Origin of the sequence: Cryptosporangium arvum DSM 44712, assembly GCF_000585375.1 — a bacterium.
In the GTDB taxonomy this organism is placed as follows: Bacteria; Actinomycetota; Actinomycetes; order Mycobacteriales; family Cryptosporangiaceae; genus Cryptosporangium; species Cryptosporangium arvum.
This window is the reverse complement of the sequence record NZ_KK073874.1, coordinates 5106793-5130305: the sequence shown is the minus strand read 5'-3', so window position 1 is coordinate 5130305 and position 23513 is coordinate 5106793. Positions and strand designations below refer to the sequence as shown.

Here is a 23513-nt window from a genome sequence, read left to right as displayed (position 1 = left end):
TCAAATCGGTGCCGCCCGCACCTGGTACCAGACGGTTCCACGGGTGATGATCACCGGGAAGCGGCGCGGCTACCGAGGGAGTCCTGTCATGGAACACGTCGACGTGCTCATCGTCGGCGCCGGTATCTCCGGCATCGGCGCGGCCTACTACCTACGCACCCACGTCCCGGCCGCGACGTTCACCATCCTCGAGGCCCGCGGCGCCACCGGCGGCACCTGGGACCTGTTCCGCTACCCCGGCATCCGCTCCGACTCCGACCTGCACACCTTCGGCTACGAGTTCAAGCCGTGGCGCGACCGGCAGTCGATCGCCGGGGCCGACAAGATCCTCGCCTACCTCCGCGAGACCGCCCGGGAGCACGACCTCGACCGGGACGTCCGCTTCCACCACCGGGTGTTGAGCGCGGACTGGTCCAGTGCCGACGCCCGCTGGGTCGCCGAGGTGGAGCACGACGGCGAGCGGATCCGGATCTCCGCGAACTGGATCTTCTGCGCGAGCGGCTACTACCGCTACGACGAGGGCTACACCCCGCACTTCGCGGGCCGGGACGCGTTCACCGGCCCGATCGTCCACCCGCAGCACTGGCCCGAGGACCTCGACTACGCCGGCAAACGGGTCGTGGTGATCGGCAGCGGAGCGACCGCGGTGACGCTCGTGCCCGCGCTGGCCACCACCGCGGCCCACGTCACGATGCTGCAGCGCACCCCCAGCTACGTCATGCCGGTGCCGTCCGTGGACGCGATCGCCAACCGCCTGCGCACGCTGCTGCCGGAGCGGCGGGCCTACGCGCTCTCCCGCCGCCTCAACATCGCCAAGCAGGCCGGGGTCTGGAAGTTCGCGCAGCGCTTCCCGACGATCGCGCGCAAGATCATCCGCGCGGTGAACGTCAAGGCGCTCCCGCCCGGCTATCCGGTCGACGAGCACTTCAACCCGCCGTACGGCCCGTGGGACCAGCGGCTCTGCGCGGTGCCCGACGGCGACCTGTTCCGCGCCATCCGGAAGGACCGGGCCGCGGTGGTCACCGACCGGATCGAGACGTTCACCCCGACCGGCATCCGGCTCGCGGCCGGCCGGGAACTCGAGGCCGACATCATCGTCACCGCGACCGGCCTGAACCTGCAACCGTTCGGTGGCGCGGCGCTGCGCGTCGACGGGGAAGCGGTGCACCTGCCCGACCACGTCGCGTTCAAGGGCATGATGCTCTCCGGCGTCCCGAACTTCGCGTTCGCGATCGGCTACACGAACGCGTCCTGGACGCTCAAGGTCGGCCTGCTCTGCGAGCACTTCTGCCGCCTGCTCAACCACATGCGCGAGCACGGCTACGACGTCTGCGTCCCGGTGCGCCCGGACCCGGACGCCCCGACCCGCCCGCTGCTGGACTTCGGCGCCGGGTACGTCCAGCGGGCGCTCGACCAGCTTCCCCGTCAGGGCGAGAAGGCCCCGTGGGTCATGTCGATGAACTACCAGGCCGACGTGAAGGTGCTGCGTAACGGCCCGGTGGTCGACCCCGACCTGCGGTTCGAGGCGCGCGACCGGGCGGGGGTCGGCCGATGAGGGACACGGTCGCGGTGGTCACCGGCGCCGGGTCGGGCATCGGGCGGGCGCTGGCGGTCGCACTGGCCGGGCGCGGGGCCCGGCTGGCGATCAGCGACATCGACCCCGTCGGGCTCGCCGAGACCGCGGAACGGACGAACGCCCACGCCGAGCTCCTCGACGTCAGCGACCGGGCCGCCGTCGCCGCGTACGCGCGGAGCGTCGCCGGGCACTTCGGAACCGTGCACCAGCTCTACAACAACGCGGGCATCGCCGACGGCGCACCGAGCATCCTGGACGGCGACTACGGCTCGTTCGAGCGGGTGCTCGGCGTCAACCTGTGGGGCGTCATCCACGGCACCACGGAGTTCCTCCCGCACCTGATCGCGTCCGGCGCGGGGCACGTCGTCACGATCAGCAGTCTGAACGGGTACCTGGCACAGGCCGGGCTCGCCGCGTACTGCACGTCGAAGTTCGCGGTCCGCGGGTTCACCGAGACGCTGCGCTCGGAGATGCTGCGCGACGGACATCCGGTGGACGTGACGGTCGTGCACCCCGGTGGCGTCAAGACGAACATCGCGCTGGCCGCGCTCGCGGCCGCCCGGGCGCGGGGCGAGACGGTCACGCGCGAGCAGGAGGCGCGCACCCGCACCTACACCGACAAGCTGCTGCGCATGGACCCGGCGAAGGCGGCGACGATCATCCTCGACGGGGTCGCGGCCAAGCGTCCCCGGATCCTGGTCGGCAACGACGCCAAGGCCATCGACGCGCTGGTCCGGCTCGCGCCCGGCACCTACCCCCGGCTGGCGAACTGGTGGGGCAGACGGATGTTCCCGCAGACGTGAACCCGCGGGTCCGGGAACTCCTCCGGCGCGGCGCGGAGATCGCGGTGCAGCCGCCGGGGGAGTGGATCGACGAGATGGACGCCGCGGCGCTCTCCGGTGAGCGGATGCGCGTCATCGCCGACGACCCGGTGCTGGCCGAGCGCACCCGGCGCAACAACCTCGCGAACGTGCTGCACTGGGCCACCGCGAACATTCAGCGGCCCGGCGAGCGGGTGCCGCCCAACGTCAGCGCCGAAGCCCTCGAGGGCGCCCGTGACCTGGTCCGGCGGGGCCTCGACGAGCGGGCGCTCGACTCGTTCCGCACCGCGCAGAACGTCGCCTGGCGGCACTGGATGGACATCTGCTTCCGGCTGACCGACGACCCGGTGGAGCTGCGCGAGCTGCTCGACGTCTCGTCCCGCTCGATCGCGACGTTCCTCGACGACACGCTGGCCGGCATCACCGAGCGGGTGCAGTCCGAACGCGACGAGCTGACCCGGGGCGCGCACGCCGAGCGCCGGGCGACCGTGACGCTGCTGCTCGAGGGCGCCCCGATCGGCCGGTCGCGGGCCGAGGCGCAGCTGGGGTACTCGCTGTCGGGGCCGCATCTGGCGGCGATCGTCTGGAGCGGCCTCGGGACGCCGACGAGCGAGCTCGAGGACGCGGCCGAGGCGGTGCGCCGCGCGTGCGGGGTGTCGCGGCGGCTGACCGTGCTGGCCAGCGCGGCGAGCCTGTGGCTCTGGCTGCCGGCGGCCGACGCGCCCCCGGCGGAGGCGTTGCGCCGGGAGCTCGGTGACGACGTGCGGGTCGCGGTGGGACGCCCCGCGCGTGACGTCGAAGGGTTCCGGCGCAGTCACCTGGACGCGCTGACCGCGCAACGCATGCTGGCCCGGCTGACGTCGCCGCGGCGGATCGCCCGGTTCGAGGACGTCCAGCTGGTCGCGGCGCTCACGACCGACCCGGCGACCGCGGACGAGTTCGTCGCCGACACGCTCGGTGCGCTCGCCTCCGCCGACGCTGATCTGCGCGAGACCGTGCTCACCTACCTGAAAGAACAGTGCCACGCCGCCCGGGCGGCCGAGCGGATGTTCACTCACCGCAACACCGTGCTGCGCCGGTTGGCGAGGGCGGACACGATGCTGCCCCGCCCGCTGGCGGAGAACACGATCGCGGTGGCGGCCGCGCTCGAGATCCTCCACTGGCGGGGCGGGGCAGCGTGAGGCGTTACTTCTTCGGCACCCAGAAGACGTAGTCGGCGCCGTAGGGCACCGCCTTCGTCTCGCCCGCGGTGCAGGCACCGGTCGGCACCGCGCCACCGGTCGTGTTGACCCGGCTGATCCACGTCACCTTGTCGAGCTCGCCCGGCTTGGTGTTCTCGTGCGCGACGACGTCCAGCCGCAGCCAGGCGATCGTGCCGGGCTGCGGAACCGCGGCCGTGGTGTCGTTCTTGCCGAGGATCGTGGACCCGTCGCGCGCGGTCCAGCGCGGACCGGCGTAGTGGTGGATCCGGCCCCGGCCGTCGTACTGCACCAGCTGCGCCTCCGGCGTGGACGCGGTGCCCCACGTCCCGTCGGCGGCGCAGGTATAGGTCTGGGTGCCCTTGACGACCTTGTAGGCGGACTGGATCCGGGCCGGCACCGTCGGCTTCGGCGCGCCCTCGGGCAGCGTGAAGTGCGGGTGGCCGTGTCCCGGCTTGACTCCGCCCGCGTCCGGTAAGGACGTGGCCGCGTTCGCGGCCGCCGGTGCGGCGGTCACGGCCAGCGCCGCGAGCCCGGCGCACGCGAGTGCGGCGCGGACGCGACGCTTACCCCCGATGCTTCCCATGCGATAAGCCTCCGTTTGGTACGTCGGTGTAAACGGAAACTATTCACGCACAGTCACTGACGTTTGTGGACACTCCTTTAGGAGATCTTAGTTTTGGACGTTTTGCGGACGATTCGGGGTCGCTGACGGTGATTCCTCCCGTACCCGGTCCAGGTACTGCATGACGGGGGTCGCGGCGATGCCGTGCACCACGACCGACACCAGGACCACGAAGCCGACCGTCGCCCACAGCAGATCCGCGTCCGGGAACGTCGCGTGCCCGGCCGCGTAGGCCAGGTAGTACAGCGAGCCGATGCCGCGGATGCCGAAGAACGCGATGACCGCCCGCTCCCGCGGCCCCGCGGTGGAGCCGCGCAGCGACAGCCAGGCCGCGGCCGGCCGCAGCACGAACACCAGCGCGAGACCGGCCAGCGCGGCCGGCCAGGTCAGCGACGTCAGCAGGCCGTCGATGATCGCGCCCCCGAACAGCAGGAGCAGCAGGACGGTGAGCAGCCGCTCGATCTGCTCGGCGAAGTCGTGCAGCACCTGGTGGTAACCGTTGTTGCGCTCGGAGGCGCGGATCGAGACCGCGCAGACGAACACCGCGAGGAACCCGTAGCCGTGCGCGAGCTCCGCGACGCCGTAGGCCAGGAACGTGATCGCCAGGGCCAGGAATCCCTCGGCGTGGTCGGCCAGGCGCAACGTCTCCGACGGGGACCGGAAGAACAGCTTGCCGAGCAGCCACCCGGCGGCCAGGCCGATGACCGCGCCGACCACGATCCGCCAGAGCACGTCGACCGCGAGCCACTCGCCGAACGTCGCCGCCGTGAAGCCGGTCCCGGCCAGCGCGATCGCGCCGTACACGAACGGGAACGCCAGCCCGTCGTTGAGCCCGGCCTCCGAGGTGAGCCCGAACCGCACCTCGTCCTCGGAGTCCTCCTCGTCGGTCGGTTCGCCGACCTGCACGTCGGCGGCGAGTACCGGGTCGGTCGGCGCGAGCGCGGCGCCGAGCAGCAGCGCCGACGCCGGCACCAGCCCGGCCCACCACCAGCCCAGCAGCGCGGTCAGCGCGATCGTCACCGGCATCGCGATCAGCAGCAGCCGCCACGTCATCGACCAGCGCCGCAGCCCCAGCGGCCGGTCGAGCTTCAGCCCGGCGCCGATCAGCGCCACGATGACGCCTACCTCGGTCAGGTGGGTCGTGATCGACTCGTGTTCCCGGGGGTCGGGCGAGGGCAGGCCCAGCGGCAGCCCGAAGACCAGCATGCCGAGGCCGAGGAACGCGATGGGAAGGGAGAACGGGCGTCCCTCGAGCAGGCGCGGGAGCACGCCGGCGAGTAACGCGCCCACGCCGATGACGGCGTAGGCCAGATCTGCGGATTCCATGGCGAGTTCTATGCCCGTGATATGCCCGGTCATCCCCTCGAACCCGTGTGGATCGCGCCCGGTGACGGGGTACCCGACCCGCCATGTGGTACCTCACCGCTCCGATCCGCTCCCGCTTGTCCGAAGCACCCGCACGCGGGCCGGGTCCGGCCACGCGTGGCGTCGCCGCGGTGTTCGGGCTCGCCGCCCGGCTCCGGGCCCGCCCGGCCCTGCACCCACGCGGAACCGTCGTCCGGGCCGTCGTGCGGCGCGACGGCCTGGCCGAGCCGATCGGCGTGCCCTGGATCGACCGGCCCGGCCACGACGACGCCCTCGTGCGCCTCTCCCGGGCCGCCGGCCTGCCGCGCCCGTTCCCGGACGTCCTGGGCCTCGCGGTCCGGGTCGATCCCGACGGCGACGCCGCTGACCTGCTGCTCTCCACCACCGGCCGGGCGCCGGTGGCCCGCCACGTGCTCTGGCCCCGCTACGACCCGCGGGCCGCCACGTACACCAGCGTGCTGCCGTACCGCGCCCCGGCGGGCCTGGTGCTGCTGGCCGCGTTCCCGGCCGCGGCGCGCGCCGCCCGGCCGGCGTTCCACCTGGCGGTGGCGGCCCCGGCCGGGCGGTGGCGGCGGTTCGCGCGGCTCGAACTCGCCGGGACCGGCCACGGCGACGCCGACCTCGGGTTCGACCCGGTCCGGCGGCCGCTGCCGGGGCTGCGGCTGCCCGAGCCGCTGGCCTCGTTGCGGGCCGCGTCCTACCGGGCCTCGCGGGAGGGGAGGCTCAGGTCTTCCGGACGGGCTTGATCAGGCCCTCCTGCATCACGGTGGCCACGAGGCGCCCGGCGGCGTCGAACAGTTTGCCCTGGCAGAGCCCTCGGCCCTGGCCGGCCCAGTCGGACTCCAGCACGTAGAGCAGCCACTCGTCGGCGCGGACCGGCCCGTGGAACCAGATCGTGTGGTCGAGGCTGGCGACCAGCATGGCGTGGTCGCTGACCGAGGCCTGGTGCGGGTAGAGGGCACTGGAGAGCAGGAACAGGTCCGAGAAGTAGGTGAGCCCGCAGGCGTGCGTCACCGGGCTGTCGGGCAGCCGGTCCTTGATCCGCATCAGGATCCGCTGCACGCGGGGTGGTTTCTCGCCACGGAACACCAGGTCGCGGGCCGGGTGGTCGACGAAGCGCAGCTCGACCGGCTTCGGCCGGATCCGGCGGGCGAACCAGTCGTCGAGCCGCCCGTCGGTGCGTTCCAGGGTGTCCGGGAGGGGTTCGACGGTGTCGAACGCGGTGAACGGCGACGGGGTGTTCTGGTGCTCGAGCACCGGACCGGAGGGTGAACCACCCCCGGCGAATGCCGCGGTCAGCGCGATGACCTCGTTCGTGCCCTGCGTGCCGAGCACCTGGCGGACGGTCTGCGACCGTCCTTCCCGGAGGGTCTCGACCGCGTACTCGAGGGGTTCGTCGGGGTCTCCCGGGTGCAGGAAGTGCCCGTGCAGACTGTGCGGCGGACGTTCGTCGGGAACCGTCCGCCCGGCCGCGGCGAGAGCCTGGGCGAGCAGTTGCCCGCCGAACACCCGCCCACCCGAGGAGCGGTCGAGCGGGGCGGCGACATAGCGGCCGTCGCCGACGTCCTTGAGGTCCAGCAGATCGACCAGGCGCATTCTTGGAGATATATCGCCTCCGCGACCACCGCCGCAGTGGCCGGAATCACCAGTGGAGAATGGCCGGATGTCGAAGCTGGAGCGGCGGGTCGTCGAGGTGGCGGAGAAGGCGTTGGCGGCGCGGAAGGTCGTGTCGGCGATCGACGTGCTGACCGGGCTGGGGTGGGTGCGGGCCCGCGAGGTCGACACCTGGCGCCAGGGCCGGCTCGACGCGCTGGAGAGCGCCACCGCCGTCGAGCAGGCGAGGCTGGTCGACGCGGTGAGCCTGCTGGCCTCCTGGGCCGGTCGGGCCGGGCTCGAACCGGGGGACGCGGCCTACGTCGCGGCCAGCCGGGACCGGCGCGAGCTCCGCTTCACCCTCCGCGGCGACGACGCGGTCGAGCGCGCGTTCCGCGTGCACTGGCTCTCCCCGGCGCTCACCCCGGCCCGCCGTGCCCGCCTGGCCGAGCGGCAGCAGGCCGCCCCCGACCTGCTCGCGCACGCCGTCGACGAGCCCTGGGCCTGTGCGTCCTGCGGCGAGACCACCGCGGGGTTCCAGGTCCTGGAGGACGACGACCGGCTGTGTCTCGACTGCGCCGACCTCGGGCACCTGGTGTTCCTGCCGGCCGGCGACGCGGCCCTGTCGCGGCGGGCGAAGAAGGAGAGCGGGCTGTCGGCGGTCGTCGTGCGCCTCAACCGGCGGCGCAAGCGCTTCGAGCGCCGGGGGATCCTGGTCGAGGAGGCCGCGCTCGCGCGCGCCGAGGAGCAGTGCCTGGCCGACGAGGACGTGCGCGAACGCCGCCGCGAGCGCGACGAGGTGCGCCGCGCCGCCGCCGACCTCAGCTACCAGGCCGAGTTCGCGGCCCGGGTCGCCGCCCTCTTCCCCGGTTGCCCGCCCGACCGCGCCCGGGCCATCGCCGCCCACGCGGGCGAGCGCAGCAGCGGCCGGGTGGGCCGCTCGGCCGCCGCCCGGCTCTTCGACGAACAGGCCGTCACGCTCGCCGTGGTGGCCTCCGTGCGCCACCTGGACACCGACTACGACGCCCTGCTCATGCGCGGCGTCCCCCGCCGCGAGGCCCGCGACCGGATCCGGACGCGAATCGACCAGGTACTCACCACCTGGCGTCGTCCCCGCTGACGGAAACACCGCTGACGGAGACACCGCTGACGGAGACACCGCGGGCGGCCCGGCGCGGAGCCGGACCGCCCGCGGGCACCCACGTCAGCTCAGCGACGCGAGCACGGTGTTCCAGGTCGCCGACGGGCGCATGACCTTCGCGGCCTTGGCGGCGTCGGGCTGGTAGTAACCGCCGATGTCGGCCGGCTTGCCCTGCACGGCGAGCAGCTCGTCGACGATCGTCTGCTCGGACTTCGTCAGCGCCTCGGCGAACGGCCCGAACGCCGCCGCGAGCGCGGCGTCCTCGGTCTGCTTCGCCAGCTCCTGCGCCCAGTAGAGCGACAGGTAGAAGTGCGAACCGCGGTTGTCGATGCCCCCGACCCGGCGGGTCGGCGACTTGTCCTCTTCGAGGAACGTCGCGGTCGCCCGGTCCAGCGTGTCGGCGAGCACCTGCGCGCGGGCGTTGCCGGTGGTCTGCGCGAGGTGCTCGAAGCTCGCTGCGAGCGCGAAGAACTCACCGAGCGAATCCCAGCGCAGGTAGTCCTCCTTGACCAGCTGCTGCACGTGCTTGGGCGCCGAGCCGCCGGCGCCGGTCTCGAACAGCCCGCCGCCGGCCATCAGCGGCACCACCGAGAGCATCTTCGCGCTGGTGCCGAGCTCCAGGATCGGGAACAGGTCGGTCAGGTAGTCACGCAGCACGTTGCCGGTGACCGAGATCGTGTTCTCGCCCCGGCGGATGCGCTCGACCGAGAGCGCGGTCGCCTCGACCGGCGGCAGGATCTCGATCCGCAGCCCGTCGGTGTCGTGCTCGGGCAGGTACTGCTCGATCTTGGCGATCAGGTTCGCGTCGTGGGCGCGGGCGGCGTCGAGCCAGAAGACGGCCGGGTCGCCGGTGGCGCGGGCACGGGTGACGGCGAGCTTCACCCAGTCGCGGATCGGGGCGTCCTTGGTCTGGCAGGCCCGGAAGATGTCGCCGGCCGACACGGCCTGCTCGAGGACGACCCCGTTCGCCCCGACCAGCCGCACGGTTCCGGTGGAGGCGATCTCGAACGTCTTGTCGTGCGAGCCGTACTCCTCGGCCTTCTGGGCCATCAGGCCGACGTTGGGCACCGAGCCCATCGTCGACGGGTCGTACGCGCCGTTCACCCGGCAGTCGTCGATCACGACCTGGTAGACGCCGGCGTAGCTGGAGTCGGGCAGCACGGCGAGCGTGTCCTGCTCCTGCCCGTCGGGCCCCCACATGTGGCCGGACGTGCGGATCATCGCCGGCATCGACGCGTCGACGATGACGTCCGACGGGACGTGCAGGTTCGTGATGCCCTTGTCGGAGTCGACCATCGCCAGCTCCGGGCCCGCGGCCAGCTCGGCGTCGAAGGACGCCTTGATCTCGGCCCCGTTCTCCAGGGCCTCCAGGCCCTTGAAGATGCCGCCCAGACCGTCGTTCGGGCTCAGGCCCGCTGCGGCCAGCGCCGCACCGTGCTCGGCGAACGTCTCCGGGAAGAACGCGCGGACGACGTGCCCGAACACGATCGGGTCGGAGACCTTCATCATCGTGGCCTTGAGGTGCACCGAGAACAGCACGCCCTCGGCCTTGGCCCGGGCCACCTGCGCGGTGAGGAACTCACGCAGCGCCGCCACCCGCATCACCGACGCGTCGACGACCTCACCGGCCTGCACCGGCACCGACTCGCGCAGGACCGTGGTGGTGCCGTCGTCGCCGACCAGCTCGATGCGCAGCGCGTCGTCGGCCTCGATGACGACCGACTTCTCGGTCGACCGGAAGTCGTCGACACCCATCGTGGCGACGTTCGTCTTCGAGTCGGCCGACCACTTGCCCATCCGGTGCGGGTGGGCCTTGGCGTAGTTCTTCACCGACGCCGGGGCGCGGCGGTCGGAGTTGCCCTCGCGCAGCACCGGGTTGACCGCCGAGCCCTTGACCTTGTCGTAGCGGGCACGCACGTCGCGCTGCTCGTCGGTCTTGGGCTCGTCGGGGTAGTCCGGCAACGCGTAGCCGAGGCCCTGCAGCTCGACCACGGCCGCCTTGAGCTGGGGGATCGAGGCCGAGATGTTCGGCAGCTTGATGATGTTGGCCCCGGGCGTCTTCGCCAGCTCGCCGAGCTCGGAGAGCGCATCGGGGATGCGCTGCTCCTCGGTGAGGTGCTCCGGGAAGAGCGCGAGGATGCGCCCGGCCAGCGAGATGTCACGCAGCTCGACGCCGACCCCGGCCTGGGCGGCGTACGCCTGGATGACCGGCAGGAACGAGTACGTGGCCAGGGCCGGCGCCTCGTCCGTGTGGGTGTAGATGATCGTCGAGTCAGTCACCAGGCAACTCCGCTCCAGGTTCGCTGTCCTTCATTGCCAGACTAAAGGCGCGTAACTGGCAGTCACCCGCTGACCCGCCTCCGCTGAACAGTACGTCTGTACTGTATCGCGTCGGTGCACGGCGACGAGCGGCGCCCTACTCCGCGTTCACCCGGGACACCCCCGGGACCCGCAGCGCGGCGGCGAGCAGCAGCGCGGCCAGCGCGAGCACCACGCCGGTCACCGGGAACGTCACCCGCACCGAGGTGAGGTCGGTGAGCACGCCGGTCGCCGCCGACGAGAGCGGACGGCACCCGAGGAACGCGATGAGCCACCACGCCATCACCCGCCCCCGGAACGCGGGGTCGCTCTCGGCCTGCAGCAGCGAGCTGAACCCCGCCATGCCCCAGGAGAACCCGGCCCCGGCGAGCGCGAAGCACCCGAACGCCCAGGCCGGGGCCGCGACCGCGGTCGAGACGCCCAGTCCGCCGATCAGCAGCGCCAGCCCGAGCCAGGCCGACTGCAGCACGCTGACCCGCCGCGCCGCCACCGAACTGCCGACCAGCGCGAGCAGCGCGCCGACCCCGAACGCCAGCGTGAGCGCGCCCGCCAGCGTGACGTCGCCGTGCACGGCGACCGACAGCGCCGGCGCCAGCGTCAACGACGGCTCGGTGCCGACGCCCACCAGCGCGGTACCGCCGAGCATCACCAGCAGCCGCGGATGTGTCCGCAGGTACCGCAGACCCGCCCGCATCGACGTCGGCGCGCCCTCGCCGACGTCCGCGCGGGCCGGCAACCGCGCCACCCACAGCAACAGCCCCAGGAAGACGACGTGCGGCGCGGCGCTGACCGCGAACGCCGCCGCCGGGCCCGCCCAGCCCAGCACGAGTGCACCCAGCGCCGGGCCGACGATGCGCGCCGTCGTCATCGGCGTGGTGTTGAGCGTCATCGCGGTTCGCAGCTCGTCCGGCCGGACCAGGTCCGGGATCACCGACTGCATCGCCGGACCGCCGACAACGAACCCCGTCCCCACCAGGAACGAGCAGGTGAAGACCACCGCCACGAGCGCGTGCGGCCCCGGCTCGGCGACCGCGAAGAACACTGCGAGCAGCCCCGACCCCAGCCCGCACAACACCCGCCCGGCCAGGATCTGGCGTGACCGGTCACCCCGGTCGGCCAGCGACCCCGCCCACGGCCCGAGCACCAGCTGCGGCGCGGCCTGCGCGATGCTGACCAGGCTGACCGCGGTGGCCGACCCGGTGCCCTGGTAGACGACGACGGCGGCGGTGACGCCCTGCATCCACACCCCGGCCGACGAGAGCAACTTGCCCCAGAACAGGGCGCCGAAGGTCCGGTCGGCCACGAGACCGAGCGCGCCACGCCTCACCCCGGCCGCGCTCTCCCGCACGACCGGATCGTAGGACACGGACCGTCGGCTTCCCGCCGCTTCCGGACCCGGTCGAGGCGTCGACCCTGGCGACCGCGTGCGCGTGATGCTCCGTACGGTGGACGACATGCGTAACCTCTACCCACCGATCGAACCCCGGCGGACCGGCATGCTCGAGGTCGGCGACGGCCAGTCGGTGTACTGGGAGGAGTCCGGAGCTCCCGACGGCAAGCCGGTGGTGTTCCTGCACGGCGGCCCCGGCGCGGGGTGTTCTCCCGATCACCGGCGTCTGTTCGATCCGGCGAGTTACCGGATCGTCCTGTTCGACCAGCGGGGCTGCGGGCGGAGCCTGCCGCATGTGAGCGCGCCGGAGGCGGACCTGGGGGCCAACACCACGTGGCACCTGGTCGAGGACATCGAGCGGTTGCGTGAGCACCTCGGGATCGAGCGCTGGCAGGTGTTCGGTGGGTCGTGGGGCTCGACGCTGGCGCTGGCCTACGCCGAGACGCATCCGTCGCGGGTGAGCGAGTTGGTCCTGCGGGGCATCTTCACGCTCCGGAAGAGCGAGATCGACTGGTTCTACGAGGGCCCGGCGGCCAACCTGGTGCCGGATCTGTGGGAGCGCTACGCCACCGCGGTGCCGGAGGCCGACCGCGTTCCCGGCAAGTTCGTCGAGGCCTACCGGCGGCTGCTGTTCGACCCGGACCCGGCGGTGCACGGCCCGGCCGCGGTGGCGTGGTCGACGTGGGAGGCGAGCAACCTGACGCTGCGTCCCCGCCCGGGCCTGGTCGACAAGTACCGCGAGCCGGCGTACGCGACCGCGTTCGCGCGGATCGAGAACCACTACTTCACCCACGGCGGCTGGTTCACCGAGGGACAGCTGATCGCCGACGCCGGCCGGCTGGCCGGCATCCCCACGGTGATCGTCCAGGGCCGCTACGACCTGTGCACGCCGGCGATCACGGCCTGGGACCTGCACCGTGCCCTGCCCGAGGCGACGTTCGTCCTGGTGGACGACGCCGGCCATTCCTTCGACGAGCCCGGGATCCTCGACGCCCTGATCATCGCGACCGACAGCTTCCGCGACGCGTAGTTACCCAGGGTCGGGAGAGCCGAGGTTGCTCCGCTGTCCGGAGGTTCGCTAGCCGGTTGAGGGCGTGGGGTCGCGCTCCCACCTGACCCGGGCAGCGGCGCTGCGAGGTCGCTTGAGGATGCGGGTACGGCGGACACGACTTCGGGTGACCGGTGTGATTCATGCGAACGCCGACCTCCTGGTTTCCTTCGCGCACGGTCATCGCGTCGCGCGCCACTCAGTGGGTGACACGCCGAACGTCTGGCGGAACCGGCGGCTGAAGTGGCTGCTGTCGGCGAAGCCGCTGAGACGCGCGACCGCCGCGATGCTGTGGTGTCGCGACTTCTTCTCGGTGAGCAGATTCCGGGCCCGCCGCAGGCGCCGCTCGAGGATCCACTGCGCCGGTGTGCTCTCGTGCCCGGCGCGTGCCCACACGTTGTAGAGGTGCCGCACCGAGATGGCGTGCGCCGCGGCGACCTTCTCCACCGTGAGGTCGCGATCGGCCAGGTGCATCTCGAGGTACAGGGTGAGGCGGGCCGCGAGCGCGGCGTCCATCGCGTCGTCCTGGTCGCGGGACTCCGCCGCCGTGGTCAGCAGCGCGCACACCAGCGCGGCGGTGGCCTGCCCCGTCAGCTGCCGGTGGTCGCCGCCCAGACCGGTCGCCGCCCGGTACAAGTTGTCCAGGTGCCCGCGCACCAGGTCGTAGACCGGGCTGCGCCGCAGCACCGGCGCCGCGGCGCGGACCACGTCGACGGACACGCCCGCTTGCGCGTTACCGAGAATGAGGACGTCGTGAACATTGGCGGCGCCGTGCACCAGCTCGTAGGGGCGGGTCATGTCCGTGCAGTTGAGGTGCCCGACCGGGAGTTCGACATCGGTGCCCGCGGTGGACACCATCCCGGCGCCGCGACGACGCAGCCCGATCGCCACGTGCTCGGAGGCGTCCGACCGAACCTGGCGGCCGGTGCGCACGATCCGCAGCGCGTTGCCACCGGTGTGGAGCAGCTGGACGTCCGACCCGAGGTCGAACCGCTCGATCCGGTAGCGCGCCTGATCGGCGTCCACCACGATGCTCCGCCGGGGACTCCGGTCCTCGAACGCGGCGTGCAGGGCGTCCAGGCGCTCGGATTCCGGCAGGAGATCGGTGTCGAGGAGCACGGTCACGGTCGTCGGCTCCCCTCTCGAGCGGTTTCGCGGGGCGCCGGTGCCGCCGAACGTTGTTGACGGTACCCCGGTCCGATGAAAGGAAATCACCGGTCAGAACACGTCACAGCTGAGCAGCAGAGCGCTGAACAGCAGGGCCGTGGCGCGGCCGACGTCGCCTAGCGAGCGACCTCCCGCGGCGGCGGCGATCCGGCCGAGCGCGCGCACGTGGTCCCGAGCCAGGTCGTGCAGCGGGCTGTCCCGAAGGTGGGACGCGGCGGCGTGGGTCTGCTCGGCCGAGACGCCCAGTGCGACGCGTGACACGTGCACCGCGCAGAGCGAGCCTTCGCCACCGCGGTAGTCGAACGGCGTCGCGTCGTCGATGAGGACCAGGTCGTCGGCGTGCAGCGGCCGGAGGCGGCCGTCCTGCCACAGTGTGGAGCCCGGCGAGCCGGGGACCGCGAACGTGAGACGGTCGGTCGGCTGGGCGGCCACGTCCGCGGCTCGCCGGGTCATCCGCAGCGCCGAGCCCTCGTAGCGATACACGCCGGCGGCCGGTGACAGCGGAAGGCACCACCAGCGCGCCCGCAGCGACGCTTCCGCGCACAGCAGCGTGACCCGGAGCCGGATCCCTTCCCCACCGAGCCCGGCGATCACGGTACGAGCCCGGTCGGCCGCGGCGACGTCGGCACTGTCGAACGCGAGCACCACGGGGCGCCTCAGGACGGCAGCGGACCGGCGGCCTGCCGGATCCCGATGAGGTTGCCGAACGGGTCGAGCAGCTGGCAGAGCCGTTCGCCGGTCATGATCGTCTTCGGCCCGCGGTGGGCCACCGCGCCGTGCCGGACCCAGTCGGCGGTGACCGCGTCGACGTCCACCACGTCCCAGTAGGCGACGCATCCGCCGGGGCCGGCGTCGTTGAATTCGTCGATCGAGTGCACGGTGAGCCGGGAGCCGCCCAGGTCGAACCGCGCCAGCTGGGGCGCCTTCAGAACGGGTGGCCCGCCCAGCCGGGCGGTGTACCAGGCAGTGGCGGCCTCGAGGTCCGGAACGAAGCAGAACACATCGATGACCGAGTGGAACGGTGCGGCGGACACGACTCTCTCCGGGAGCTCAGGGACGGGGAATGTTGCGCAGGTTGAGCCGGGCCAGTTCGGCGACCTTGCCGACGCCGCCGCCGAGCACCACCTTGCCCAACCCCAGGGCGAACCCGCGGGCCTGCTCGACGGTGAGGTGCGAGGGCACCTCGAGCGCATCGGGCGTGGTGACGACGTCGAGCAGCGCCGGGCCGTCGTGGGCGAAGATCTCCTCCACCGCGCCACGCACGTCTCCCGGCTCGGTGACCCGCCGGGTCAGGAAGCCCGCGCCGGCGGCGATGGCGGCGAAGTCGACCGGGTCGTGGTCGGTCTCGAAGGGCGGGTCGCCGGCCACCAGCATCTCCAAGCGCACCATGCCGAGGCTGGAATTGTTGAACACCACGACCTTGACCGGCAGTCCGTGGGTCTTCACGGTGAGCAGCTCGCCCATCAGCATCCCGAGACCGCCGTCGCCGGACAGCGAGACGACCTGCCGGCCGGGCGAGGCCACCTGCGCCCCGATCGCCATCGGGAGGGCGTTGGCCATCGACCCGTGCACGAACGAGCCCAGCAGCCGCCGCCGGCCGTTCGGGGTGAGGTACCGGGCGGCCCAGGTGCAGCACATCCCGGTGTCCGCGGTGAACACCGCGTCGTCGGCAGCGACCTCGTCGACGACGGTGGCCAGGTGCTCCGGGTGGATCGGCGCGCGGCGGGCCACGTGCGTGCTGTAGGTGTCGACGCTGTGCGACACCATCCGGTGGTGCTCGTGCAGGGCGTGGTCGAGGAACGACCGGTCGGTGCGTGCGGGCACCAGCGGGAGCAGCGCACGCAGCGTCAAGGCCAGGTCGGCGGCGATGCCCTGGACGATCGGGGCACGGCGGCCCAGCCGCGCCGGGTCGATGTCGACCTGCACGTTGTTGCGCGTCGGCAGGAAATCGTCGTAGGGGAAGTCGGTTCCCAGGAACAGCACCAGGTCGGCATCATGCAGCGTCGACCAGCACGCGCCGTAGCCGAGCAACCCGGTCATCCCGACGTCGAAGGGGTTGTCGTACTGCACGACGTCCTTACCGCGCAGGGAGTGCCCGATCGGCGCGTTGAGCCTCTCGGCGAGCGCGAGCAGCTCCGGGCGGGCGTCGGCGCAGCCGATCCCGGCGAAGATCGCGATCTTCGCCGCCTCGGCGATCCGGTCCGCGAGCTCACGGACCTCCGCGTCGGTCGGTGCCGGCCGGGGACGGTCGGTGACGACGACGCTGTGGTGTGGCTTGTCGGCCGAGTCGTCGGCGAGCACGTCGCCGGGCAGCACCAGCACGGCGGCGCCCTGCTTGCCGACGGCGGCCTGGATCGCGCCGCGGGTCAGTCGCTCCACCTGCGTCGGGTGCGCGACCGTCTCGCAGAAATGGCTGGCCTGCGCGAACAGCGACTCCGGCTTGGTCTCCTGGAAGTAGCCGGTGCCGATCTGCCTGCTCGGGATGTGCGACGCCAGCGCGAGCACCGGAGCACCCGAGCGGTGCGCGTCCATCACACCCTGGATCAGGTGCGTGTTACCCGGGCCGCAGCTACCCGCGCAGACCGCCAACCGACCGGTCAGCTGGGCCTCGGCCGACGCGGCGAACGCGGCCGCCTCCTCGTTGTGCACGTGCACCCAGTCGATACCGCCCTTGGCGGAACCCCCGCTGCGGCGCACGGCGTCGCTGAACGCGTTCAGCGAGTCACCCACCAGCCCGTACACCCGGCGGACACCGGCCTGGACCAGAACGTCGAGCAGGTCGTCAGCGGCAGTGCGGGTCACGGTGTCCTCCGGAAGTGCGAGTGGTGCGGTACGTCGACGAACAGCAGGTGCTCCGCGTCGTCGACGGAATCCGCGAGCGCTCTGACGCGCTGCCGGACGTCCTCGTCGAACCGCGTGAGCCGCCGGTCGTGCTGGTCACGATGGTCCGTCCAGGAGGCTACGCGGTAGCGCTCGACCAGGACCTCGGCCTCGACGGCATCACGTAACAGCGCCCACTGGGTGCTACCGGTACGGAGCCGGCTGTTACGCAGGTCGGCGACGGCGTCGAGGAAGGCATCCTGCCGCTCGGGCGCGACCCGGTACCGGACGACGACCTCCACCGGATCGTCGGGGATCGCGATGCCGAGCGAGGTGACGTCCGGCAGTAGCCCGGTGGTGACGGCGGTGCGGTCGCCCACGTCGGTGCGGCGCAGCGGCAGCCAGATCCCCGCCAGCGTCGTGACCAGCAGCAACACGCCGGCCAGGCCGAACGAGCGCTCGAGGCCGATGCCGTTGGCGACCGCGCCCCACGCCGCCGCACTGCCGGCGAACGACGCGAACAACACCATCTGGTAGATCGCCAGCGCCCGGGCTCGCACCCAGTCGGGCAGGAACGCCTGGGTGGAGGCGTTCAAGCCGGCGATCACCACGATCCAGGCCACCCCCACCGGCAGCAGCACGGCGATGGCCTCCCCCATCGTGCGCACGAACGCCAGCCCGACGAGACCGGCTCCGTAGACGACGCCGGACGCCGTGAGCAGCTGGGACGCCGACAGCCATCGGCGCAGGCGCGGCATGAGCACCGCACCGGCCACCGCACCGGCCCCCGCCGCGCCGAGCAGCACCCCGTACCCGGTGGCCGACAGCCCCAGACGGCGTTCGGCAAGGGGTGCCAGCAGTGCCCACAGCACGTTGACCGGCCAGGCGAACAACACCAGGCGGAGCAGGATGCGGCGCACGGCAGGCGAGTGACGCACGTACCGGCCGCCGGCTTCGAGGCTCGACCAGGAGACGGCTCGGGCCGCGGGTGCGACCGCCGACTGGGGCGACTTCGTCGTCAGCAGCGCCCCGGCGAAGAGCAGGAAACTCACCGCGTTGAGCGTGAACAACCATGCCACCCCGAGCGGAGCGACGAGCAGACCGGCGATCGCCGGCCCGACGGCACGGGCGAGGTTGACGCCGAGCGAACTCAGCGAGGCGCCGGCCCCGAGCTCGGTGCGCGGCAGCAGGTCGGAGATGAACGACTGGTAGGCCGGCAACTGAGCGGCTGCGCCGCAGCCGAGCAGGAACGTGAACAGCAACAACACGTCGGGCGACGTCCGGCTGACCGCCGTCAGGAGCGCGAGGATCCCGGCGATGACGGCCTGGACCCCCTGGACCGCCAGGAGCAGCCGCCGCCGGTCGAAGAAGTCGGCGACGGCACCCGCCGGGATGACCAGCAGCAGCACCGGAAGACTGGAAGCACTCTGCACCAGCGAGATGAGCAGGCTGGAGCTGTGCCCTTCGACCAGCAGCCACTGACCGCCGACCGTCTGCATCCAGGTGCCCAGGTTGGCCACGAACGCGGCGATCCACACCCAGCGGAACACCGGCCGCCGCAGCGGTGCCCAGGGACCCGCGGCGGGTCCCGAGGCGGGCGTCGGGGCGGCCGCAGCCGACGCCGGGGCCGCCCCGGTGGTCACTGCGCGGTGGCCCGGACCGCGTCGCGGATCAGCTCGACGACGGCCTTCGGGTGGGCGAGCATCACCAGGTGCGAGGACTCGACCTCGCTGACCGTCATCCCGGCACGCGAGTAGCCGAAGCGCTCGACATCGGGGTTGATCGTGTGGTCCGCAACCGACACCAGACCCCAGGAGGGCTTGGTCTTCCACGCCGCGACCGGCGCCTTCTCCGCGAACGCGGCACCGGCGAGTGGACGCTGCGAGACGGCCAGCACCTTCGCCAGCTGGGGGTCGACACCCTCGGCGAACACGGCCGGGAACTTCTCGACGTCGACGTAGACGTCCGTGCCGTCCTCGGCGCCCTCGATCGGGTAGGGCCGGTAGACGAGCGCGGTGGCCAGGTCGGAGTCGGGGAAGCGGCCCTGCAGTTCGGCGAGGCTCTCGCCCTCCTCCAGGGCGTAGCCGGCCAGATAGACCAGGCCGACGACGTTGTCCTCGGCGCCGGCCACGGTGATGACCGCGCCGCCGTAGGAGTGCCCGACGAGCAGCACCGGGCCCTCGATCTGCCGGACGATCGAGGCGATGTAGGCGGAGTCGCCGATCAGGCTGCGGTTGGGCACCGCAGGAACGACGACGTCGATCCCCTCGGCGAGCAGGCCGGGAACGACGGCGGAGAAGCTGGCGGCGTCGGCGAAGGCGCCGTGTACCAGGACGACGGTGGAGGTGGTGCTCATCAGGTGCTCCTCGTGCGGGGTCGTCATTCGGCGTGCAGGGCGGCACGCAGGAAGTGCCCGCCCTGTTCGGTGGCGGCTCGGGCCGCCTGGGTGTCGCGCATGCTGTTGACCATGACGAAGTCGTGAATGGCACCCTGGTAGCGGACGGCGGTCACCGGCACGCCGGCGGCGCGCAAGGCGGCTGCGTACGCTTCGCCCTCGTCACGCAGGACGTCGGCCTCACCGGTGACGACGAGTGCCGGAGGCAGTCCGGACAGTTCCTCGGCCGTGGCGCGCAACGGGGACGCGGTGATCTCGGCGCGCTGGGCGGGATCGGTCGTGTACTGGTCCCAGAACCACTGCATCGCCTGGCGGCGCAGCCAGTAGCCTTCGGCGAACTGGTGGTAGGAGTCGGTGTCGAAGGTGGCGTCGGTGACCGGGTAGTAGAGCAGTTGGGCGGCGATCGCCGGTCCGCCGCGGTCCTTGGCCAGCAGCGTCACCGCGGCGGTCATGTTGCCGCCGACGGAGTCGCCGGCGACCGCGATGCGGGTGCCGTCGAGGTCGTGCCCGGACCCGGACTCGGCGACCCACCGCAGAGCCGCGTAGATCTCCTCGATCGCCGTCGGGTACCGCGCTTCCGGCGACAACGAATAGTTCGGGAAGACCGTTGCCGCGCCGGCCCGGACCGTCAGCTCGCGGACCAGCCGGTCGTGGGTGTGCGCGTCGCCGAACACCCAGCCGGCGCCGTGCGTGTACAGCACCACCGGCAACGGTCCCGAGCTGCCGGCCGGCCGGTAGATCCGGATCGACACCTGCCCGCTGGGGCCGCCCGGCACGGTCAGGTCGGTCACGTCGACCGCCGGCGCGGGAACGTCACCGTCCTGCACCGAGTCGACGGTGCGACGGCCTTCGTCGATGGTCAGCTCGTACAGGAACGGCGGCTTGGCGGTCGCGTCGGCGAAGTCCTGGGCGGCCTGTTCGAGCACGGGGACGACCTGGGTCATGAATTCCCTCCTCCGAGTGGACGTCACGACCGAGACTGCTCGGCGGGGTAGGAGTCGGACAGGTCGGCGGCGAGGTCGTGCAGGACCAGCACGAGACCGTGCAGACGCAGTCGACGCCATTCCCGGCATGCCGTCGATTTCCGGCATCCCCGTTCGTGTAATGGTGACCAAGGAGGAACCGAGACCAAATGCCGGATTCAGCGACGGTGTTCGGTACCCGTGGCCTGGTTTCATGAAGCCGGGCGTGGCGGGGACCGTATCGGCCTTGGTCGACGCTGTGACGACGAAACCCGCTGAGAGCCCGGCGCCCGCACCGGTCGCCTGAAGACATGACTTACGCCGTGGGGCCGGACCTGGCTCTCGGAGCGATGCTGCTGTGCATCGCGCTGGCCAACTCGCACTATTTCCTGCCGGCCCGGCCGTCCTCGGCGGCTATCCCCGCGACGGCTCGGCCACGTCCGGCCGCCGGTGGCACCCGCCCCGGAGCTCGAACTCGTCACCGCCCGCGTGGGGGAGATCCTGCTCCTGGTCGCGCACGGGCACTACGGCCGCCCACCCACCCGGCGGTCAGGACGAAGGCCTGATCGGCATCGTCGACACCCACGCCGAAGCCGCCGGCACGCGGACACCACCGGACGAGGGTGCTACTCGGTGAGGGCCCGCCGCTGGCACGCGCGGACGAGACCGACCACGACGAAGGCGACGACGAGCAGCGTCGCGACGACCTGAGCGATCCCGTGCAGGGCCAGCGCGGGGGAGGATCGCGCGGCGAAGACGATGACCCAGAACACTGGGCTCTTCGCGGTGATGACTTTGGACATCGGCGCGGTGGTCGGTCGATACGTCCATCCCTGTAGAAACCGGCGCGGCGTCCACAGCAGGGTCACGGGTCAGCGCTCCGGCATGGGTGTGTGGCTGCTGGTTCTGCTCCTGAACGTCTTCAGCGTCGGGCAGGCCCTCGCGCGCAGCGCGGGCAGGGGAACGTGATGCTGCCGGTCCAGGTCTTCTGCGACGTGCTCAATGGCTTGGTCGCCGAGTGCTACCTGCGGTTCGAGGCCCTGGTCCGCAAGGGGCTGCGGGCCGGCGGGGGACGTGGGCCGGCGGGGGACGTGGGCCGTAGCACTGCTCAGCGCGGCCGACGTCGTGCTACTGATCGCGAAGTCGGACGGCACCCCCGTCATCAGCCTGATTTCGCTCGCCGCGACGGTGATCGTCTGCGGCTTCGGCCTGTACGTCCCGACCCGGCAGCGCGTCGTACTCCACGAACTGCGCCGGACCCGGGAGGAGATGGCCCGTGCCCGCGTGGACGAGGAGCGGCTCCGGATCTCCCGCGAGCTGCACGATTTTCGCTCGGCCGCACGCTCGTCGCGGCACCGTGGTGCAACGAGGCCGCGCTGCGCCTGCTCGACTCCGACGTCGAACGCTGCCGGGTCCAGCTCACCACACTCCGGTCACTGATCGACGGTCACGCCAGGCTCCGGGCGCTGACCGGCGGGCCGGTGCTCATCAGCCTCGGCGACGAGCTGGCTGCCGCTCGCGAACTGTTCGGACTGCTCGACGTGCGGCCGGAGATCGACACGATCACGGTCGAGGACCACGTCGTCGACCAGACTCCGGCCGCGGTCGTGCGGTGACGAACACCCTCAAGCACGGGCGACCGACCTGGCGCCGGAGGTGCGCCGACCGGCGAATTCCTAGCGTTGAAGCAGGCCGAACAGCGCCGTACGCCTCGTCGTGAAACTGCTCGTCGCGAGCCTGTCCGTGAGCGGTTCTGACGCTCTCCGACTGCCCAGCCTGCGCTGGCTCGAAGACATGACAGACCGCTCGGTCGCGCACGCCACCGGCGACGGCGGCTGGCGTCGTTCAGCGGTCTCCAGTCAGGACCGCGAGGCCAGCATCGCGGTCTGGAAACGAGCCGAGCAGTATTTGCCGATCTGACTGCGACATGAGAGTCAACGCGTCCCCGACGCTCAGTCGGGCATTCGCTCACTGGACCGAGACGCTCCGACGACGACATTCTTGCTGGCTTGTCAGGTCAGCGCCGTGTAGGCGTCACCGGACGGGTTGGACGATTTCCGTTTCCCAGGTCGCCGGATCGGGGCGCTCTCCGGGATCGGTCAGATACGTCTCCCACGGCGCTGCCGCCGCGGACAATCCCTGGTCGCGCATCCACCTCTCGATCTCTTGGTAGGACTCGGGCAGGCAGTCGTAAGGCCCCCGGTGGAGGGCTACCACCGCCCGCCCCGCCGGGATAGCGAGCGCCTCGATCCCGTCGTCGAGTGCCGCCGACGGGGGCGCCGCAACGGTTATGCCTCCCTCGATGACGAGTGACCCCATCCCCACCTCCGGATAGCGGGCGAACGGCGGACCGGTGATGGTCAGCCCGTGCCGCTGGGCGTACCCGAACACGGTTGGCAGACTCTCTGCGAGCGCGGTCGCGATCTCGTCGCGGGTCACCCGGCGGCGCATCACGAGGGCGTGGAAGGCGGACAGGTCGCGAACGGAAATGTCGAGCGGCACAGCAGGTTTCCTCTCAGCGGTGCTGATGCGGTAAAGGCTGATGCAGGGCGCCGTCGAACCCACCGTCGAGGCGTGCACGGCGGCTGTGCGCCGGCCAGCGACGTGGAGCCCGCGGGTGCGGTACTCCCGCGGGCTGTGACCGAAGTGGCGGGTGAAAGTCCGGGTGAAGACCTCATGACTGGCGAACCCGTGGTCGAACGCCACCGCCGACACTCGACGGTCGGTGGACACCAGTTCGGCCGCAGCGCTGGCCAGCCGGACCCGCGTCGTGTAGGCCTTCGGTGTCTCGCCCACCAGCCGCCGGAACTGGCGGTGCAGATCGAACTGGGACCGGTGCGCCCACACCGCCAGGACCGGCAGCGAGACATCCCCGCTCAGCCGGGAGTTGATGGCGGCAAGGAGTCGGAGCAGTTCACGGGTCCGCAACGGCACGACTCGACGGTACCGACCGGGCAGCGAACCGTTTGACGGTTCTTGCTCGGTTACCCGTGCAGGCCGGTCGGCGAGGCAGGTGGTGGCAAGGTGCGAACCGGCTCGTGCTGCTGCCGTCACACCTCTCGACGCGAGCGGCCGCGGCATGGAACAGGGCG

22 protein-coding genes are annotated in these 23513 nt (G+C 71.9%); 8 read left to right on the top strand and 14 right to left on the bottom strand.

Annotated elements, in window-relative coordinates:
* Positions 1-88 precede the first annotated feature (88 nt).
* From CRYAR_RS23160 to CRYAR_RS23150, 3 genes are read left to right on the top strand one after another with little or no spacing between them, the layout of a single operon-like run.
* Positions 89-1555 carry a flavin-containing monooxygenase gene (locus tag CRYAR_RS23160; RefSeq protein ID WP_035855182.1) on the top strand — a complete coding sequence of 489 codons (1467 nt, stop codon included), beginning with the start codon at positions 89-91 and terminating at the stop codon, positions 1553-1555.
* On the top strand, positions 1552-2379 hold the full coding sequence (locus CRYAR_RS23155; protein ID WP_035855180.1) for an SDR family NAD(P)-dependent oxidoreductase: 828 nt from the start codon (positions 1552-1554) through the stop codon (positions 2377-2379). The genes CRYAR_RS23160 and CRYAR_RS23155 overlap by 4 nt, the downstream gene beginning before the upstream one ends.
* The gene (locus CRYAR_RS23150; RefSeq protein ID WP_211247596.1) at positions 2376-3578 is read left to right on the top strand and encodes a PucR family transcriptional regulator; all 1203 of its coding nucleotides are present in this window, start codon (positions 2376-2378) and stop codon (positions 3576-3578) included. The genes CRYAR_RS23155 and CRYAR_RS23150 overlap by 4 nt, the downstream gene beginning before the upstream one ends.
* Positions 3579-3582: 4 nt before the next feature.
* Here the strand turns inward: CRYAR_RS23150 and CRYAR_RS23145 are convergent, their stop codons facing one another.
* Together CRYAR_RS23145 and CRYAR_RS23140 are read right to left on the bottom strand one after the other, a co-directional pair.
* The gene (locus CRYAR_RS23145; RefSeq protein WP_051570835.1) at positions 3583-4182 is read right to left on the bottom strand and encodes a DUF3455 domain-containing protein; all 600 of its coding nucleotides are present in this window, start codon (positions 4180-4182) and stop codon (positions 3583-3585) included.
* A gap of 87 nt (positions 4183-4269) precedes the next feature.
* Positions 4270-5547: a cation:proton antiporter gene (locus tag CRYAR_RS23140; RefSeq protein WP_035855178.1), complete on the bottom strand. Its 1278-nt coding sequence runs from the start codon at positions 5545-5547 to the stop codon at positions 4270-4272.
* Between the two features lie 83 nt (positions 5548-5630).
* Here CRYAR_RS23140 and CRYAR_RS23135 point away from each other — a divergent pair, with 83 nt between their 5' ends.
* Entirely contained in the window at positions 5631-6332 is a 702-nt protein-coding gene (locus CRYAR_RS23135) for a hypothetical protein (protein WP_211247595.1), read from the top strand.
* Here CRYAR_RS23135 and CRYAR_RS23130 read toward each other — a convergent pair.
* Positions 6310-7182, bottom strand: a complete 873-nt coding sequence (locus tag CRYAR_RS23130) for an acyl-CoA thioesterase (protein WP_051570834.1) — start codon at positions 7180-7182, stop codon at positions 6310-6312. The genes CRYAR_RS23135 and CRYAR_RS23130 overlap by 23 nt on opposite strands.
* A 67-nt stretch (positions 7183-7249) precedes the next feature.
* Between CRYAR_RS23130 and CRYAR_RS23125 the strand changes: the two genes are divergently transcribed.
* On the top strand, positions 7250-8299 hold the full coding sequence (locus CRYAR_RS23125; protein WP_035855176.1) for a DUF2293 domain-containing protein: 1050 nt from the start codon (positions 7250-7252) through the stop codon (positions 8297-8299).
* Between the two features lie 84 nt (positions 8300-8383).
* On the opposite strand, the gene CRYAR_RS23120 is transcribed toward CRYAR_RS23125, so the two are convergent.
* Positions 8384-10600, bottom strand: coding sequence for an NADP-dependent isocitrate dehydrogenase (locus CRYAR_RS23120; RefSeq protein WP_035855174.1), 2217 nt, complete (start codon positions 10598-10600; stop codon positions 8384-8386).
* A 136-nt stretch (positions 10601-10736) separates the two neighbouring features.
* Entirely contained in the window at positions 10737-12095 is a 1359-nt protein-coding gene (locus CRYAR_RS23115; protein WP_084700862.1) for an MFS transporter, read from the bottom strand.
* On the opposite strand from CRYAR_RS23115, the gene pip reads away from it, so the two are divergent.
* Positions 12094-13059, top strand: coding sequence for a prolyl aminopeptidase (gene pip / locus CRYAR_RS23110; RefSeq protein WP_035865960.1), 966 nt, complete (start codon positions 12094-12096; stop codon positions 13057-13059). The two genes, CRYAR_RS23115 and pip, sit on opposite strands and share 2 nt — an antisense overlap.
* Positions 13060-13257: 198 nt before the next feature.
* Here the strand turns inward: pip and CRYAR_RS23105 are convergent, their stop codons facing one another.
* The 8 genes from CRYAR_RS23105 to CRYAR_RS47510 form a co-directional block, all read right to left on the bottom strand.
* Positions 13258-14202, bottom strand: coding sequence for a helix-turn-helix domain-containing protein (locus tag CRYAR_RS23105; RefSeq protein WP_051570832.1), 945 nt, complete (start codon positions 14200-14202; stop codon positions 13258-13260).
* 93 nt (positions 14203-14295) lie between these two features.
* A complete protein-coding gene (locus tag CRYAR_RS23100; protein WP_157017994.1) occupies positions 14296-14889 on the bottom strand; it encodes a hypothetical protein in 594 nt (197 codons plus the stop codon).
* 11 nt (positions 14890-14900) lie between these two features.
* Positions 14901-15278: a VOC family protein gene (locus CRYAR_RS43485; protein ID WP_051570831.1), complete on the bottom strand. Its 378-nt coding sequence runs from the start codon at positions 15276-15278 to the stop codon at positions 14901-14903.
* 16 nt (positions 15279-15294) lie between these two features.
* Entirely contained in the window at positions 15295-17046 is a 1752-nt protein-coding gene (locus CRYAR_RS23085; protein ID WP_035855169.1) for a thiamine pyrophosphate-dependent enzyme, read from the bottom strand.
* The gene (locus tag CRYAR_RS23080; RefSeq protein WP_051570830.1) at positions 17043-18707 is read right to left on the bottom strand and encodes an MFS transporter; all 1665 of its coding nucleotides are present in this window, start codon (positions 18705-18707) and stop codon (positions 17043-17045) included. The genes CRYAR_RS23085 and CRYAR_RS23080 overlap by 4 nt, the downstream gene beginning before the upstream one ends.
* Positions 18704-19420, bottom strand: a complete 717-nt coding sequence (locus CRYAR_RS23075; RefSeq protein ID WP_035865945.1) for an alpha/beta hydrolase — start codon at positions 19418-19420, stop codon at positions 18704-18706. Before CRYAR_RS23075 ends, CRYAR_RS23080 begins: the two co-directional genes overlap by 4 nt.
* Positions 19421-19443: 23 nt before the next feature.
* On the bottom strand, positions 19444-20403 hold the full coding sequence (locus CRYAR_RS23070) for an alpha/beta hydrolase (protein WP_035855167.1): 960 nt from the start codon (positions 20401-20403) through the stop codon (positions 19444-19446).
* 644 nt (positions 20404-21047) lie between these two features.
* The gene (locus CRYAR_RS47510; protein ID WP_157017992.1) at positions 21048-21224 is read right to left on the bottom strand and encodes a hypothetical protein; all 177 of its coding nucleotides are present in this window, start codon (positions 21222-21224) and stop codon (positions 21048-21050) included.
* A gap of 678 nt (positions 21225-21902) precedes the next feature.
* Between CRYAR_RS47510 and CRYAR_RS50300 the strand changes: the two genes are divergently transcribed.
* Entirely contained in the window at positions 21903-22037 is a 135-nt protein-coding gene (locus tag CRYAR_RS50300) for a hypothetical protein (protein ID WP_281174623.1), read from the top strand.
* Positions 22038-22137: 100 nt separating this feature from the next.
* Positions 22138-22341: a hypothetical protein gene (locus CRYAR_RS23055; RefSeq protein ID WP_035855162.1), complete on the top strand. Its 204-nt coding sequence runs from the start codon at positions 22138-22140 to the stop codon at positions 22339-22341.
* Positions 22342-22455: 114 nt separating this feature from the next.
* Here the strand turns inward: CRYAR_RS23055 and CRYAR_RS43480 are convergent, their stop codons facing one another.
* Positions 22456-23355, bottom strand: a complete 900-nt coding sequence (locus CRYAR_RS43480) for a helix-turn-helix domain-containing protein (RefSeq protein WP_051570829.1) — start codon at positions 23353-23355, stop codon at positions 22456-22458.
* Positions 23356-23513: the final 158 nt, after the last annotated feature.

Coding starts and splice junctions, on each gene's coding strand:
- CRYAR_RS23160 (WP_035855182.1), top strand. CDS start 89: ATGGAACACGTCGACGTGCTCATCGTCGGCGCCGGTATCTCCGGCATC.
- CRYAR_RS23155 (WP_035855180.1), top strand. CDS start 1,552: ATGAGGGACACGGTCGCGGTGGTCACCGGCGCCGGGTCGGGCATCGGG.
- CRYAR_RS23145 (WP_051570835.1), bottom strand. CDS start 4,182: ATGGGAAGCATCGGGGGTAAGCGTCGCGTCCGCGCCGCACTCGCGTGC.
- CRYAR_RS23140 (WP_035855178.1), bottom strand. CDS start 5,547: ATGGAATCCGCAGATCTGGCCTACGCCGTCATCGGCGTGGGCGCGTTA.
- CRYAR_RS23135 (WP_211247595.1), top strand. CDS start 5,631: ATGTGGTACCTCACCGCTCCGATCCGCTCCCGCTTGTCCGAAGCACCC.
- CRYAR_RS23130 (WP_051570834.1), bottom strand. CDS start 7,182: ATGCGCCTGGTCGATCTGCTGGACCTCAAGGACGTCGGCGACGGCCGC.
- CRYAR_RS23125 (WP_035855176.1), top strand. CDS start 7,250: ATGTCGAAGCTGGAGCGGCGGGTCGTCGAGGTGGCGGAGAAGGCGTTG.
- pip (WP_035865960.1), top strand. CDS start 12,094: ATGCGTAACCTCTACCCACCGATCGAACCCCGGCGGACCGGCATGCTC.
- CRYAR_RS23115 (WP_084700862.1), bottom strand. CDS start 12,095: ATGTCGTCCACCGTACGGAGCATCACGCGCACGCGGTCGCCAGGGTCG.
- CRYAR_RS23075 (WP_035865945.1), bottom strand. CDS start 19,420: ATGAGCACCACCTCCACCGTCGTCCTGGTACACGGCGCCTTCGCCGAC.
- CRYAR_RS23070 (WP_035855167.1), bottom strand. CDS start 20,403: ATGACCCAGGTCGTCCCCGTGCTCGAACAGGCCGCCCAGGACTTCGCC.
- CRYAR_RS47510 (WP_157017992.1), bottom strand. CDS start 21,224: ATGTCCAAAGTCATCACCGCGAAGAGCCCAGTGTTCTGGGTCATCGTC.